Origin of the sequence: Serinicoccus marinus DSM 15273 (assembly GCF_008386315.1) — a bacterium.
In the GTDB taxonomy this organism is placed as follows: Bacteria; Actinomycetota; Actinomycetes; order Actinomycetales; family Dermatophilaceae; genus Ornithinicoccus; species Ornithinicoccus marinus.
In genome coordinates, this window is sequence record NZ_CP043808.1 from 1,393,616 (window position 1) to 1,407,838 (window position 14,223).

Sequence of the window (14,223 nt, forward strand, 5' to 3'; positions counted from 1 at the left end):
ACCAGCAGAATGGGGCACGGTGGTAAGTACAGACAGATGGTCACTGTGTCGTGCAGGAGCACCAACAAAGTGGCTGGAGGAGGCGTAACCCATGGGCTCGAAGCGTGAAGTGTTTATGCTCGCCCGGATACCCGTGCTGTTGATTCTGCTGCTGGCGACGGGATCGGTGTCAGAGGCCAAGATGTCGGCGCTGGCCAGGGTTTCGATGGAGGACTATTGGGGAGCGTGGGCCATCTCTCTTGTTGTCAGCCTCGTCTTCGTCGTCGTGGTGTTGATCGGTCGGCGTCTGCCGCATCGGTGGCTCGTGCTGGCGGTCGAGGCAGTGGTCGCTGCCGTCATCGCCATCGTGCCGCCCATAGCCTGGGTCTTGTGGCTGGGTATCGGCGGAACATGGGTCACCGCGATGACCTATGGGGTCGCGCAGCCGCTGGCAATCACGTGGCTGACCATCGTCGGATTCTGTGCCTTCCGGCAACTGCGTGATGACTCGACCTCTCGGGACCGTCGCACGAGCCTGAAGACCGTCCCGTCGGATGCGCGCTGACGGTCCTGCTCCGTGGCGAGTCGTGCTGCAGGGCCCGATACAGTCGTCAGGTGCACCTAGAACCACGGGTTGGAGCCCGGCCGGCCACGTCCTCGGAAGGCCCGCATCGGCAGCTTGATCAGCAAGCGCCGCCGGCGATCTGGGGTGAGCTGGTCGCTCAGGTCTTCACGCTCGAGGGCGTCGTTGAGGGCATCAGCCAGGTTTCTCCCGTTTCTTCCAGAGCGGTCTACCTAGTGGATCTCGATGAGGAGGCTGGTCCTGGAAGGTCACTGGCGCCCGGGGGGCGCCTCGAACCGGTGCATCTGCATGGCGTGCAGGACACGAGCGCGCACTTGGTGCTGCCGATGGCTCGTGGTGAGGAGCTGGTGCGCCTGGGCTGGGCTGAACCGCACCAGTACGCGGACTTCGGCACCGAGTTCTTGGTCTTCGGTCCCCGCGATAGCGATGAACTCGGCACGGTGCTTTCAATCATCGAAGAGAGTCTCGCCTTCGCTCGCTCAGCCGCCTGACATCGCCCGAGTAGCCGACGACCCATTCGTGGGCACTGGCTGGTGATCGTCAACAGATCCGCAATTGTCGGCGGGTTAGACTGACCTATGGCAGCTCCGGACGTAGTAGCAGCCCGAAGGCGGGCCCAGTGGGGCATCGAGGAACTACCGCGACCGGCCTGGGTTCGACACCGGTGGGTGCTTCTCGGGATCGCGGCGATACTCGCGGTCGCGCATGTGTCACTGCCTTTGTGGGCGGAGCTGTTTGCCACGGGCTTTCCCGAGGTTGACTATCTCAGGGTCCCCTTCCTCGTGATCCTGGGTGCTTGCGCCGTCGCTGGCGAGCTCGTCCTGCTGATCGTGTGGGCGCTCGCTCCGGCGCTGGGTTCCACGTCACGCCTGACGCCTGGGCAGCACGTGGCGCTGGCTCTCGCCGTCGTCTTGCTGCTGGCAGTCGCGATGGCTTTTATAGGCGTCAACACCTACTTGAGCTCTATCGAGGCGAACCCGCCCTTGGTCTTCCTGGGGTTGCTGGTCGGCTCACTCGTATGCGTGTCTGTGGCAGTGGCCTTCGCGTACGCCCAGTGGCACCGCCGGTAGGGCCGATGGGCGCACGGCAACTCCTGGCCCGGTGGCGGTATCCCAGGATCGCCACCGGCGGTGCTGAGAAGGAGGTGGGCCGTTGAGGCGTACCGATGACGGGGACTCGTCCAGATGGGGAGGCCCGCGCTGGCTGGGCCGGTTGGGATGGATCTTGCTCGCGGCGACCCTGGTGATCTTTCTGATCTCAGTGGTGTCAGAAGGCGCGCTCACGTGGGGCTCGCTGGGGCGCGCTCTGTCGGGCCTGACGGCTGTCGGCGTGATCGTGCTCTCGCGGCTCGGTACTCGTGCCACGACGAGCGAGCTGGAGACGACGGGACGCGGCGTGCGGGCCCGCCGCATCCCGTGGGAGCAGGTGAGCGACCTGCGGGCCGATCAGCCGAACCGGTGGGCCGAGGTCGTGGAGGCGCACCTGGTGGATGGCTCGACCGTGCCCCTGGCGGGCGTCCCGCCGGCAGACCTTCCCCGACTGCAGGAGCTGCGTCAGCGGGCCACGCCTGGATAGGTGGCGGGCAGGCACCGAGCGCAGGAGCTGAGAGATGTGGGCGTCCGCCCATGGCACAGGAGCGATGCGAGTCGGAGCCCAGGACTAGGGCATGGCAGATCTGGCGGTCGCAACCGAGCGCACATGCCTGAGCGCATACCTGAGTCCGGGTCAGGATCGACCCGTCAGGAGGGCGCTGGTTCGGAGGGCTTGGACGATGCGTTCTGGCTGCCAGCTCAAGAGGTCATCGAGTTCGGTTCCGGCCTGCATGATCTCGGTGACAACCTGATCACCGATCCAGTACCCGGCGCGGCCGGGCCACGGTTGGTCCTCAGTGACTCCGACGAACGCGTAGGTGAGGGTGGCGTCGCAGACCTCCAGATTGCGCAGCAGCGTCGGGGCGATCTGAGGTAGGGCCGCCCGGCACTGCTCGGGCCAGTCGTAGCCGGCCACGAAGAAGTAGTGGTGGGCGGGTCGATCGGGCAGCAGCTGGCGAGTAGCGGCGACGACCAGCCCCTCGAGCCAGATGCGCAGACCGAGGTGGTTCTCCAGTTCGGCTCGCCGGGCCAGGGCGGGCAGGAGGGCTTGCAGTTGGACCACGTGGACGAGCTCGTGCACCACCAGGATGTCGTCATGGCCCTCAGGTGGCAGCAACTCCAGGGCGACGAACAGGACGGGAGTGCCGTCGACGGGTCTGACCCAGGCATTGGAGTGACCGGTCCCGACCATCAGCGTCACGTGAAGGTCGGTGCCACCAGGCAGTAGACCCAGGCCCTCGAAGTCACTGGCGGCATGCTCGAGGGCAAGCAGGGCGCGCGCTTCGCGCTCGCTGATCTCGGGGGCCAGGTCTGGCACGAGCGCCACGGCGGCGGGGTGACCGTCCCGGTGTCCGTAGCCGGCGTAGTACATCTCGAACAAATCGGCATACGCCTGCTCGTACCCTCTGACCCAAGCGCGCTCACGATCGCCCGGTGCCACGTCGAGCAGAGCGAGGTACTGAGGCACGGTCGATGTGACGCGCAACATGTCGGCACTGAACCGTCCCGGGTTTGGTGGAGGGTCTTGATCTCTACGGGAGAGTGGAGTCATGCCTGCACCGAGGAAATACAGCGACGAGCTGCGTGAGCGTGCGATCCGCGCGGTGAACGAGACGATCCGGGAGAGTCCGGGGTTGCCGGTGAAGCGTGCTTGCGCCCAGGTGGGTGAGCAGCTGGGCATCCCGGGTGCCACGTTGCGGAACTGGTTCCGCGGGCCCGCACCGGCGGCCGGGTCGACTGCGACCGCGACCGATCCACAGGAGCGGCTGGTGCAGCTGGAGAAGGAGAACCGGGAGTTGCGCCGGGCGAACGCGATCCTGCGGTCGGCCTCAGCTTTTTTCGCGGCGGAGCTCGACCGCCCCACGAGTCGTTGATCGCCTACATCGACGAGCACAAGGAGTCCTTCGGGGTCGAGCCGATCTGCACGGTCCTGTCCGAGGCCGGCGCGAAGATCGCCCCGAGCACCTACTACGCAGCCACGTCGCGTGCCCCCTCGAACCGGGCACTGGCCGACGCGGCCCTCGATGAGCGGATCCAGTCGACCAACGACGCGAACTACGAGGTGTACGGGGTGAAGAAGATGTGGAAGGTGCTCAACCGGCAACAGGTCCTGGACGAGCACGGGAACCCCACCGGGCGCACCTATCCACCGGTGGCGCGGTGCACCGTGGCCAGGCGGATGAAGGCCCTGGGCCTGGTCGGCGCGGTCGCCGGCGACCACAAGGCGCCCCGGACCACGGTGCCGGCCAAGGACGGCCACCCGGCCGACCAGCTCAACCGGGACTTCACCGCCGCGGCACCGGATGACCGGTGGGTGGCCGACATCACCTACGTGCCGACCTGGGCCGGGTTCGTCTACGTCGCGTTCGTGATGGACCTGTTCTCCCGCCGGATCGTCGGCTGGCGCGTGGCTGCCTCGCTGCACACCGACCTGGCCCTGGACGCCCTGGAGCACGCGATCTGGCAGCGCCACCGCGACGGACGGGACCTGACCGGCCTGGTCCACCACGCCGACCGCGGCGTGCAATACCGAGCCATCCGGTACACCGAGCGCCTCGAAGAACTCGGCATCGTCGCCTCCGTCGGATCCAAGGGCGACAGCTACGACAATGCCGCCGCCGAGGCGCTCAACCGCGTCTTCAAGACCGAACTCATCCGACGGCGCGGCCCCTGGAAAACGCTCGAGCACGTCGAGCTCGAAGTCCTTCGGTGGGTCGACTGGTACAACACGACCCGCCCGCACTCATGGTGCGACTACCTCGCACCCGCAGCGTACGAACACGACCACTACGCTGCCCCCAACCCTTCGACGGCGACCGCCGACGAAGCACACACGACTCTCCACTGAACCCGGGGCGGTTCACACTGTAGATGTGGATGGGTGGCGCACCCGCACCACCGCGTCGGACACGCAGCATGTGCTTCGATACCAAGGTGAGCAAGCGTGAGCCGAGCGGGCGGACTATCCGAGAGGCGGCAGCGCGAAGCGGGCACGGGGAGCGGGTGCGCGCGCTGTCGGCGAGTGGGCGAGAGCGGTATGCAGGTCTGCTCCAGCGTCTCGGACGCTGACCTTGGGAGTACCTGACCAAGCGCCTCAAGACCACGCGTCGGACCCTCTCATCGTCGTCAGAGGCACGGCGTGTCGACGGCGCTTGAAAACTGGACGGTTTCGGCGGTCGAAGAGTGGACGGTCTCAGTCTAGGGATTCTTGTTCGGCCTTGATGCGGGGCAGGGTCTCGACGCCGCGGTCGTGTTCCGGGAGCCTTTTGGTCTGCCGACCCCCATGCCTGGCGAGCAGCACCGCCGCCAGGAGCCACAGCACCCAGCCCAGCGCTTCGACGCGCCAGTCGACACCGCCTGAGTCGGCTACCGACTGCAGCTGGAAGACGCGGACGCTGTTGATCGCCCCGTGGACGAGTACGGGTGGCCACACCGATCCAGAGACGAGTCGCAGGGCCACGAGGAAGGGCGCCCATGAGGCGATCCCCGCCAGATAAGCGGCAGACTCGGCCGAGATTGGGTCGGGCAGGAACGTGAGCGCTGGAAGGTGCCATAGCGTCCAGGCCCCTGCCGAGATGGCTGCAGCTGCCGGGAACCCGAGGTGTCGGGTCCGGCTGAGCAGCCATCCGCGCCAACCGGTCTCCTCGCCGACGGCGAATGTTGCCTGCATCACTAGGAGGGGTAGGACGACGGATGCGGCAGTCAGGATCTCGGCGGTTGGTCGTGGGCGCCACCCGAGGAGCAGCCCCGAGACCAGCTGGACTGCCCCAATCAGCACCAGGATGCCCACTCCCATGGCCGCCCAGCGACCGGAACGGTTCCAACGAAGCGCCAGCAGGTCGCGGGCCCGGCCGGGGCGCAGCACCCGCAAGAAGACGAGCGCGGCGAGTAGGGGTGTGAGCTGGGCAACTGGGACCAGCGCCGGGGCCACGTCGGCGTCGCTGAACCCCAGCATGGCCGGGGCGATCACGAGCCAGCACAGCCCGCTGGCCAGGACGATGTGGCCGGCGATCTCACGCCAGGACGGATGGGGGGCGGCCGGTCGGTCACGCTCACTGTGGGTGTTGAAGGGCTGGTTGCCGTGTGTCTGCATGGTGCATCTCCTCGGTGCAGCGAAAGCGGGAAGGACCTGGGAGCGAACCTCCGATGCCTCGGGATACGACGCACCGCCCGCCCCCAGGAGTAGTGCTGGCCCGAACCCCCGGACGGGGACTCGGGAGGGCTAGGGAGCCAGGAAGAGCATCAGAACGAGAGTGAAGAGGAACAAGCTCTGCCCGCTGTGGGTGATGATCCCGACGAGGGCGCTTTGGTACCGGCGAGACGGTAGTGACAAGAGGAACGTGTCGATGAGGGCGATCGGGATCACCCAGGGGACGTGCAGGTGATAGACGGCGAAGAGGACACCGTTGGCGATCCAGTCCCACGATCCAAAGACGCCCCTCATCCGGGGCAAAAGGTAGCCCCGGAAGAGCAACTCCTCACCCAGGACTGTGTTGAAGACGAAGAAGGCCAGTAGAACCCCGAGCCAGAGCCAAGAGCCGGAGACCGTTGCCTGTCCGTCAGGGGACCCGAGAAAGTCGCCGAAGTCGCGCCCTGTGGCAGGGGCGAGCTCGAACGGAAGAAACTCCATGAGAGCGAACGCGATGACGCAGATTGGGACGACGAGCCATGTTCGTCCCCCGCGTCGGCCCGTGCGAGGGTCACGGGGAGCACGCAGCCAGAGCACGTCCCGGACGACGGACCACCTCAACGTCCGCTGCTCCTTGTATACGAGAAGTAGGACCAGGACGAACTGCCAGACCATGCCCGCAGTGAGCACCACGATGAGGGACTGCGCGAGGGCGAGGGGAGAGTCCCATCCGGATGCGAGCAGTGGCGCGAGCACCCACGCCAACCCGGCCATGGGGATGGCGGCTGCTGCCCAGACTCCTATCACCCCGGGGAGGGTGAGTTGCGGGATCGGGTTCTCGGCTGCGATGTCACGCTCCGCGCTGCCTTCGGCTGACGCGGGCGGAGGAAGGGATGTCATGATCTGCTGCTCTCCGGCGGCAGGACAGCGAGGCGGGTAGTCATGCCTGCTGCGGCGCGGGGCGCCCTTCGGGGACCGAGGTCGAGGGTGATGCGGTGCGGCGTGGCCAGGCCCAGGCGGAGCGAAGGATGAAGGCGAGAACGCCGACTTCCAGTGCGACGCCGAGGACGTAGAAGTACATCCAGGGCTCGCCCAGTTCCCCCACCGCGTTGAACGCCGCGAAGGGGACCTGTAGCGAGGCCACGACCAGGTTCGTGATGCGGTTTGCCCGCGCGGGAAGGCTCATCGAGAGCACGACCATGAGGATGGGTATGGCCAGGAGAGTCAAGGCCGAGATGGCCCAGGTGGGTGTGATGTCGAGCTCCCAGACGACCCCGGCCAGGATGCCGTCGACGACGCCGGGCTTGTAGAGGGCCAGGATGTCCACGTAGACGTAGAGGAACATGAAGCTGGTCCATGCTGCGGCGAGTTTGGCCTGCACGGGGATCGGTGGGGTATCGAGCCAATTCGGGGTGTTCGTTCGGTTGGTCATCGGTTCTTCTTCCGGGGGAACGGGTCCCTCAGCCGCAGTGGGCATCAGGTCCGAGGGGGAAAGGGCATGAGGGGTCCTTCTTGTCTTTAAGTCCTCAGGTGGTGACCACGACCTTCCCCCGGGTGTGGCCGGCCCCGACGTGGCGGAGGGCCTCGGCCGCTTCGTCGAGGGGATAAATGCGGTCGATCACGGGTGTGATCTGCCCAGTCAGGAGGAGGTCGGCCACGGTGAGCAGGTCCCGGGGCTTTTCGACCGACACGAAAGGCTTCAGCTGCTGACGCGTGAATCCGGACAGCACGCGCGCTCTGATGATCCGACCGAGCGGGCCGAACCAGCGGCCGCCGCGTCCACTGTTGGGGATGAGCGTGCCGGTCGGCGTCAGCGCTCTGCGGACAGCTGCCAGAGGCTGGGCTTCCACGTTGTCGAGGATGACGTCGTAGCGTCTGTCGGTGCGCGTGAAGTCGGTCCTGGTGTAGTCCACGACGTGGTCGGCACCGAGCGAGCGGACCAGGTCGACGTTGCGGCTACTGCATACCCCGGTCACCTCGGCACCGAACGCCTTGGCGATCTGTACGGCGAAGGAGCCCACTCCGCCCGACGCTCCCGTAATCAGCACGGTCTGGCCAGGTCGAATCTCCGCGATGTCGCGCAATGCCTGCAATGCCGTCAAGGCCGACGTGGGAACCGCCGCCGCCTCCACGACTGATGTGCTGGCAGGCACGGGCACGATGTGGTCCCTCGGGACACAGGTGTACTCCGCGAGCGTTCCCGCTGTGCTCCAGCCGAACACCTCCTCGCCGGGGCGCACAGCGGTGACATTCTTCCCGACCGTTGCCACCACGCCGGCGAAATCCCGGCCAGGGATCCCGTGGCGCGGTCGGCGAAGCCCGAACACCAGGCGAAGCACGTACGGCTTGCCGGTCGTGACGAAGTAGTCCCCGGGATGTACCGAGGCCGCACCCACCTGGACGAGCACATCGCCTGGACCGGGCAACGGCACGTCGACCTCGATCGTCTTGAGCACCGAGGACGGGCCGTAGCGCTGCTGCGCGACGGCGCGCATCATTGCCGGTCTGTCCAGCGGCGCCTGGCGTGCTGGATCATCCGATGGCTGCGCGGCTTTCACCGACGTCTCCTCACGTCTTAGGAACAAGCTGTGACCGGTTCGTACGGCGTACGAAGCGCCGTACGACGTACTATCAACGTACGCTGTACGATTGTCAAGAGGGTTGAGGAAGGGAGGTCACCCGTGTCTGTGGGGAACGAGCGTCAGTCCGCATCGGAGACCGGTTTGAGCAGGCATCGGGTCGTGGCCGAGGCCGTCCGGCTCGCCGACCGCGACGGGGTCCACGGGCTGAGCATGCGCCGGCTGGCAGGCGCGCTCGACGTGGGCGCCATGTCGCTGTACCACTATGTGGCAAGCAAGGAGGAGTTGCTGGACGCCATGATCGACGTGGTGTTCGAAGAGATCGAGCTCCCGCCCGAGGAGAGCGACTGGCAGTCGGCGATGCGACGGCGGGCGGCATCGGCCCGGCAGGTTCTCGCACGCCACCCGTGGGCGACCGGCCTGATCGAGTCGCGGACAACGCCGGGGCCCGCCAACCTCCGCCACCGCGAAGCGGTCACCGCCTGCCTGCGCAGGTCTGGCTTCACGGTCCTCATGGCGACGCACGCCAACTGGTTGCTCGACAGCTACGTCTACGGACACGCCCTGCAGGAAGCCAGCCTGCCGTTCGACACCCCCCACGAGCTCGCGGACATGGTCGAGGAAGTCTACCTGCCCCAGCTTCCTCCCGACCAGTTTCCCTACCTCCACGAGTCCGCCGTGACGCTGGTCGCCGCCGGCTACGACCCGGCAGAGGAGTTCATCTTCGGCCTCGACCTCATCCTATCCGCGCTCGAGCCCCTGAGAGCCTCCGCATAGTCGGACAGGCCGAGGGGCGGTCCTGCTCGGTAACTCAGGAATGTCTGTGAGACAGGCCACGGCCCGCAACCCCATCAGGACGACGAAGCCTCCCCATACCGTCTCGGGCGGCCCTGCCGCAGGCGCAGCCAGCGCTGCTCACAGCAGCGCTGCTTTGAGCAGCGCCGTGACGTCTGGGCCGAATCCTCACTGAGAGTGGTCACATGAGCACCAAATCAGCACCGGCGGGTCGATCTCTGGACGAGGAGATGTATCGGCGACTGTTTGAGCGTCGAACGCTGCTCCTGGGCGAACCGCTGGAGGACTGGAACGCCAACCGCTTGTGCAATGGCCTGCTCTTGCTGGCCGTCGAGAACCCGGCCGCGGACATCAGGCTACTCATCAACTCACCCGGCGGCTCGGTGCCGGGCATGCTCGCGATCCGCGACTGCATGCGAGCGATCGGGAATGACGTGGTCACAGTCAACGTCGGCATGGCCTACAGTGCCGGTCAGTTCCTGCTGTCCTCCGGCACCCCGGGAAAGCGGTTCGCGATGCCACGCTCCAAGGTGCTGCTGCACCAGGGGTCGGCCGGCATCGGTGGCACGGCAATGGACATCGCCATCCAGGCCGACGACCTGCGGCATACCCGGGACACCGTCCTGAGCCTGATTGCCGAGGACACCGGTCAGGACGTGACCACCGTGGAGCGCGACTCGCGGCGGGACCGATGGTTCGATGCGCACGAGGCGATCGACTATGGGTTCGTGGACCACGTCATCGACAACATCGACCAGGTGATGCCGGTCGCCAGCCGGCCGGTCGGCCTCGGAGGACGTCCATGAGCAGCTACCCCATCCCCTACGTCACCACCCGCACCCACCAGGGAGAGCGCACGGTCGACATCTACTCCAGGCTGCTCGCCGACCGGATCGTCTACCTCGGCACCCCGATAGACGACGGGGTCGCCAACGCGATCATCGCCCAGCTCATTCACCTGGAGTCCGACGATCCAGACCAGCCGGTCCAGCTCTACATCAACTCCCCGGGCGGCTCGATCCCCGCGATGCTGGCGATCTACGACGCGATGCAGTTCGTGCGGGCGGAGGTTCACACCACCTGCGTGGGACAAGCTGCCTCCACGGCGGCTGTGCTGCTCGCCGGTGGCGAGGCCGGGCGTCGGGCGATCCTGCCGCACGGCAGGGTCGTCATCCACGCGCCTGCCGCCGAGGGACGAGGCGCGATCCCCGACCTGATTCTGGAGGCCGACGAGGTCGAACGGGTCCGCACCATGCTCGAGGAGGTGCTTGCCACTCATACCGGCAAGCCACGAGAGCAGATCCGGAGGACACCGAGCGCGACTTGATCCTCACTGCAGAGGGGGCCGTGAACTACGGCGTCGTCGACGCCGTCTACACCAGCCGCGTCAGCAATGGCGAGTGAGCGTCAGGCCGCCAGGCAGACCGGGCCGCGACTCATCTGCGTGGCAGCCCGCCGCGTGACCTCACCAGCACCAAGGTCCAAAGCGCCGGCGACCGCGCTGTGCACTTCGGAGGAAGGGTCCTTGCGGCCACGCTCAATCTCCGAAAGATACTGCGGCGCAATGCCCGCGCGCTCGGCGACGTCAATGATCCGCTCGCCCCGGTCGAGTCGCTCCTGCCGGACGGTGTCACCCACCGCCTCACGCCACAAGGGCTCGGCCAACGTTGTGTGACGGCTCGGGAAGCGGATCACCTCGGACACATTGCCCAGCCTACCCAACGGCAACCTGCCATCCGGTCCCACGAGACTGATGCTCCGTTCTGCCGCTTGGCAGCGCATAGGAACATCATGCTGCGGCCCGGGCCGAGCAGCCTGAGCCTGAGAGATCCTGCCGGCAAGACCGCACGCGTACCCGTCCCAATGCGCGCGACTGGCGGCGGTATGACGCGCTTCCAGAGGGATCGACCGGCGGCATGTGCGTGCGTTTCCCGCCGTGAGCAGGTGCGGCCTAGTTGCCGTTGAGCGCGCGTGCCACGAGTGGTGACACATCGGCAGCGGGATTGCGCCAGTCGACCCGTGATGGATGAGTGACTGAAACCACCTTGAGTCCGTCTCGCCCAAGATGGGTGTGGCTGGTCCAGCCGCGGTTGTTCTGCTCTACGAATTGGTCAATTTGTTCGTGGGCGTCGAGTCGTCTGCGCACGTAGGCACCGGTCTTCTTGCCAAGGCACACGATGACGTCCACGTCGAGGCTGTCGACCACCGTTTGGTGGAATGGCCAGCATAGGTCTGCGAGGCGGTCGAAACTCCCCACGAGGTCCGCTTCCCCTCGTGTCCGACTGAAGATCAGGCAACTGGCAGGGACCTCCGTCGGGTTGAGAGAGAGTCGACGCAGGAGTGGAGCACGCTGTGATCAATGCGTCCGGCCAGCTTCCACGTATGTGTCAGAAAGGCGGAGTACGCGGACGGCCCGTTCCTGATGTTGTGCAACTGCTGACGGACCGTCTCCGGGCCGTCGCTGCCGGGGTTCTCCGCAAGCAAGTAGAGCCGAGACCGACCAGCGAAAGCGGCTTCTCCGGAGTAGAACGCGTGGCCAGGGACGTCCATCAACTCATCCGGGATGAGTGCGGCGAGTCGATCGACGGCAGGAGTGGGCCTCGTTGACACGCTCGTCAGACTAACGAGCGAACCGCGCGATCGCCGTTCAGGACCATTCGGACAGCGGCGCCAGCGCGCCCACCGCGCCCACCGCGCGGCCCGCGGCATGTGCGTGCGCCAGGATCCTGGCGCTAGCCGACGTCTCGGGACCTCGTCCAGTAGGTTCACGACCATGGGCAAGTACTGGGACCGAACGCTCGAGTACCTGGGTTTCCGACGCCCGCAGCGCGACGGCTATCACCAGTCGAGGTATCAGTGGGTGTGCGATCGCTGTGGTGCCACAATTCAGCCTGAGCAGCACGACCGGCACGATGCTTGGCACCGGCAACTAGCTGCCGGCTGAGACGAACGAACCCCCCGCGGCAGTAGCGTGCGGACCACGCTCAGTGCGGCATGAGAGTAAGGCCCGGAGTCTGTGCGTCGCTTAACCATCTGGAGTATGTCGAGACGGGCGTGATCGCGCAGTCGCGTTAAGACGAGGGCACAGTGGCCGGCCATTTGCCCTCCTGACGGGCCGTGATGTGAGGATTGGGGACATGAAGACCGTCATCCTTGTCTTGCTCGCCCTCTGGCTCGTGTTCGCCGTCCTCGGGGCGGTGCTCGAGGGTCTGCTCTGGTTAACGATCATCGGCCTCGTGGCCTTCGCGGCCACCGCCGCCTGGGGCTGGCTGAAGCTGCGCCGCTGACCGCACGACACAACTACATGCAGGCTGCTATTGGACGCGCGGGTCGCGTCATGTCAGGATGTGGCTGTGAACGGTGCAGGTCAGGGAGCGCCGCTGGTTGCGGGTCGGTTGTCCGTGCATCAAGTGATGAAGGCGCTTAGCGAGCTCCGCCCCGTCTTTCACTCAGAAGCCGACCTGCAGCACTCGTTCGCCAGGACTCTTTGGGAGACCGATACCGCCATCCACACGCGGCTTGAGACTAGACAAGGAGACCACGGGAGTACCTTGATCTCCTTGCGACCAGCCCTCATGCGCAGACGGCGATTGAGTTCAAGTATTGGACGCGGAATTGGGTCGGCACCGCGGGACAAGGCGCTGAGAGTTACTCGCTGCGCAACCACTCAGCCACCGACCTGGCACGACGCAACTTCGTGTTCGACATAGAACGGTTGGAACGCTTCGCGGTGGGCGGGGAGCGAACGGACTCGCCGTCCTACTAACGAATGAACCGTCACTATGGACCCCACCGCGGACCCAGCGGTCCACACGTGATGGCGAGTTCCGACTGCACGAGGGGCGGGTTCTGTCTGGGACCCTCCTTTGGGGAAACGGAGACTACCCAGCCAACACTCGTCACCTGGACGGTGAGTACCCGTTGCGCTGGTGCGACTACTCGGAGTTGCCCGGGGCGGGTGGCAAGTTCCGGTACCTCGTGGTGGAGACGAACCCGACCAAGCCTGGGCTGCCGGGGTAGCGCGCTGGGCGCAGGCCACAAATGGTGTCCGACCCGAAGTTGCCGCTCGGCGGCAGAAGAGGATGCTTTTCGCGTGCTCCCGTGAGCTGTCGCGACCCCGACTTCCCGCGATTTGACCGACCACCTATTCCTGGTTTGGGTCTGCAAGGGAGAGGGCCTGGATGACCGCGCTGATGGCGGGGCGGCTTTGGCCGCCGGTGCGGGTGGCGGTGAACACGCGTCGACGCGGCCGTCCCGGCAGTGGAATGATCCGGACGGCTGGCCGTTGGGCGGCCTCGGCCAGTTGCGGGAGCAGTGCGGCTGCGAGCCCGTTCTCGACCATGCGTAGTTGCACCTGCAGGTCGGTCGTGGTGATGAGCACGTCGGGTTCGAACCCGGCCTCTCGGCAGGCCCGGACGGCCCACTCGTGCGCCGGGGTTCCTGGCGGCTCCATGGCCATCGGACGCCCCGCCAGGTCGCTCAGCCGAACTTCACCCCAGCCCCGGGGCACGATGAGGTGCAGTCCGTCGGTGAGCAGGTCCTCGCGGGTAACACCGAGAGTGCGGGGCAGCGGATGTCCGGGGTACTCCTCAGCGAGCACCAGGTCGTAGTCGCCGCCCGCCAGCGTCGGCAACGACACGTCGGGCTCGAGCTCGGTGACCTCCACCCGCAGGTCCGGGTGCCGCCCGCGCAGGTCGATCAGGGTCGGGGGCAGCAGCGCCAGCACCGCGCTCTGGAACGCTGCCACCCGCACTCTCCCCGTCACCTCAGCGCCCAGTGCTGCCAGCCCCGCCTCCGCGCGCTCGAGCTCGGCCAGCAGCCGCACCGCGTGCGTGACGAGCAGCTCGCCCGCCGCCGTCAGCCGCACGCGCCGCCCGACCGGCTCCAGCAGCGCGACCCCGGCCTCCTTCTCGAGCGCGCCGAGCTGGGAGGAGACCGTCGAGGGGCTGTAGGACAGCGCCTGCGCGACCGCGCCGACCGTGCCGCGGCGCGAGAGCTCGACGAGCAGCCGCAGGCGTCGCAGTTCCAGCATGTCCCCACCTCGCAGCCGATGTTCGGGTATGCCGA

The 14,223-nt window shown here is 66.7% G+C and carries 17 protein-coding genes and 1 other annotated feature; of the genes, 9 read left to right on the forward strand and 8 right to left on the reverse strand.

Features of this window, described 5'->3' with window-relative positions; all coding sequences use genetic code 11:
• Positions 1-91: 91 nt before the first annotated feature.
• From FU792_RS06450 to FU792_RS06465, 4 genes are all read left to right on the forward strand, one after another.
• Entirely contained in the window at positions 92-544 is a 453-nt protein-coding gene (locus tag FU792_RS06450) for a hypothetical protein (RefSeq protein WP_022924543.1), read from the forward strand.
• Positions 545-594: 50 nt separating this feature from the next.
• Positions 595-1,053 (forward strand): luciferase domain-containing protein, encoded by a 459-nt coding sequence (locus FU792_RS06455; RefSeq protein WP_022924542.1) that lies wholly within the window; start codon positions 595-597, stop codon positions 1,051-1,053.
• Positions 1,054-1,230: 177 nt separating this feature from the next.
• The gene (locus tag FU792_RS06460) at positions 1,231-1,632 is read left to right on the forward strand and encodes a hypothetical protein (protein ID WP_022924541.1); all 402 of its coding nucleotides are present in this window, start codon (positions 1,231-1,233) and stop codon (positions 1,630-1,632) included.
• A gap of 172 nt (positions 1,633-1,804) precedes the next feature.
• Complete coding sequence (locus FU792_RS06465) at positions 1,805-2,137, forward strand: PH domain-containing protein (protein WP_161600212.1); 333 nt, start codon at positions 1,805-1,807, stop codon at positions 2,135-2,137.
• A 150-nt stretch (positions 2,138-2,287) separates the two neighbouring features.
• On the opposite strand, the gene FU792_RS06470 is transcribed toward FU792_RS06465, so the two are convergent.
• On the reverse strand, positions 2,288-3,142 hold the full coding sequence (locus FU792_RS06470; RefSeq protein WP_022924539.1) for a DUF2268 domain-containing putative Zn-dependent protease: 855 nt from the start codon (positions 3,140-3,142) through the stop codon (positions 2,288-2,290).
• Positions 3,143-3,203: 61 nt separating this feature from the next.
• On the opposite strand from FU792_RS06470, the gene FU792_RS06475 reads away from it, so the two are divergent.
• Positions 3,204-4,501 (forward strand): IS3 family transposase gene (locus FU792_RS06475; protein WP_420329326.1). Its coding sequence is split into 2 segments (ribosomal slippage): positions 3,204-3,492 and positions 3,492-4,501, totalling 1,299 coding nucleotides; the frame shifts between segments, so codons are not numbered across the junction.
• Positions 3,485-3,613 (forward strand) — a sequence feature (AL1L pseudoknot). (Overlaps the previous gene by 129 nt.)
• A gap of 345 nt (positions 4,502-4,846) precedes the next feature.
• On the opposite strand, the gene FU792_RS06480 is transcribed toward FU792_RS06475, so the two are convergent.
• The 4 genes from FU792_RS06480 to FU792_RS06495 all read right to left on the reverse strand — a co-directional run bounded on the left by FU792_RS06480 (position 4,847) and on the right by FU792_RS06495 (position 8,340).
• Positions 4,847-5,746, reverse strand: a complete 900-nt coding sequence (locus FU792_RS06480) for a CPBP family intramembrane glutamic endopeptidase (RefSeq protein WP_022923699.1) — start codon at positions 5,744-5,746, stop codon at positions 4,847-4,849.
• 129 nt (positions 5,747-5,875) lie between these two features.
• The gene (locus FU792_RS06485; protein ID WP_022923700.1) at positions 5,876-6,682 is read right to left on the reverse strand and encodes a CPBP family intramembrane glutamic endopeptidase; all 807 of its coding nucleotides are present in this window, start codon (positions 6,680-6,682) and stop codon (positions 5,876-5,878) included.
• A 40-nt stretch (positions 6,683-6,722) separates the two neighbouring features.
• The gene (locus FU792_RS06490) at positions 6,723-7,214 is read right to left on the reverse strand and encodes a DUF6326 family protein (RefSeq protein WP_028130773.1); all 492 of its coding nucleotides are present in this window, start codon (positions 7,212-7,214) and stop codon (positions 6,723-6,725) included.
• Between the two features lie 94 nt (positions 7,215-7,308).
• Positions 7,309-8,340 (reverse strand): NAD(P)-dependent alcohol dehydrogenase, encoded by a 1,032-nt coding sequence (locus FU792_RS06495; RefSeq protein ID WP_237739977.1) that lies wholly within the window; start codon positions 8,338-8,340, stop codon positions 7,309-7,311.
• Positions 8,341-8,523: 183 nt separating this feature from the next.
• Here FU792_RS06495 and FU792_RS06500 point away from each other — a divergent pair, with 183 nt between their 5' ends.
• From FU792_RS06500 to FU792_RS06510, 3 genes are all read left to right on the forward strand, one after another.
• On the forward strand, positions 8,524-9,138 hold the full coding sequence (locus FU792_RS06500; protein WP_237739978.1) for a TetR/AcrR family transcriptional regulator: 615 nt from the start codon (positions 8,524-8,526) through the stop codon (positions 9,136-9,138).
• A 203-nt stretch (positions 9,139-9,341) separates the two neighbouring features.
• Positions 9,342-9,962: a ClpP family protease gene (locus tag FU792_RS06505; RefSeq protein ID WP_022923704.1), complete on the forward strand. Its 621-nt coding sequence runs from the start codon at positions 9,342-9,344 to the stop codon at positions 9,960-9,962.
• The gene (locus tag FU792_RS06510; protein ID WP_338101169.1) at positions 9,959-10,483 is read left to right on the forward strand and encodes a ClpP family protease; all 525 of its coding nucleotides are present in this window, start codon (positions 9,959-9,961) and stop codon (positions 10,481-10,483) included. The genes FU792_RS06505 and FU792_RS06510 overlap by 4 nt, the downstream gene beginning before the upstream one ends.
• An 80-nt stretch (positions 10,484-10,563) precedes the next feature.
• On the opposite strand, the gene FU792_RS06515 is transcribed toward FU792_RS06510, so the two are convergent.
• Together FU792_RS06515 and FU792_RS06520 are read right to left on the reverse strand one after the other, a co-directional pair.
• Positions 10,564-10,860, reverse strand: coding sequence for a helix-turn-helix domain-containing protein (locus tag FU792_RS06515; protein ID WP_238706067.1), 297 nt, complete (start codon positions 10,858-10,860; stop codon positions 10,564-10,566).
• A 247-nt stretch (positions 10,861-11,107) separates the two neighbouring features.
• Entirely contained in the window at positions 11,108-11,344 is a 237-nt protein-coding gene (locus FU792_RS06520) for a hypothetical protein (RefSeq protein WP_157609171.1), read from the reverse strand.
• 949 nt (positions 11,345-12,293) lie between these two features.
• On the opposite strand from FU792_RS06520, the gene FU792_RS06525 reads away from it, so the two are divergent.
• Positions 12,294-12,443: a hypothetical protein gene (locus FU792_RS06525; protein ID WP_022923707.1), complete on the forward strand. Its 150-nt coding sequence runs from the start codon at positions 12,294-12,296 to the stop codon at positions 12,441-12,443.
• A gap of 857 nt (positions 12,444-13,300) precedes the next feature.
• Here the strand turns inward: FU792_RS06525 and FU792_RS06535 are convergent.
• Positions 13,301-14,188 carry a LysR family transcriptional regulator gene (locus FU792_RS06535; protein ID WP_022923708.1) on the reverse strand — a complete coding sequence of 296 codons (888 nt, stop codon included), beginning with the start codon at positions 14,186-14,188 and terminating at the stop codon, positions 13,301-13,303.
• Positions 14,189-14,223 lie beyond the last annotated feature (35 nt).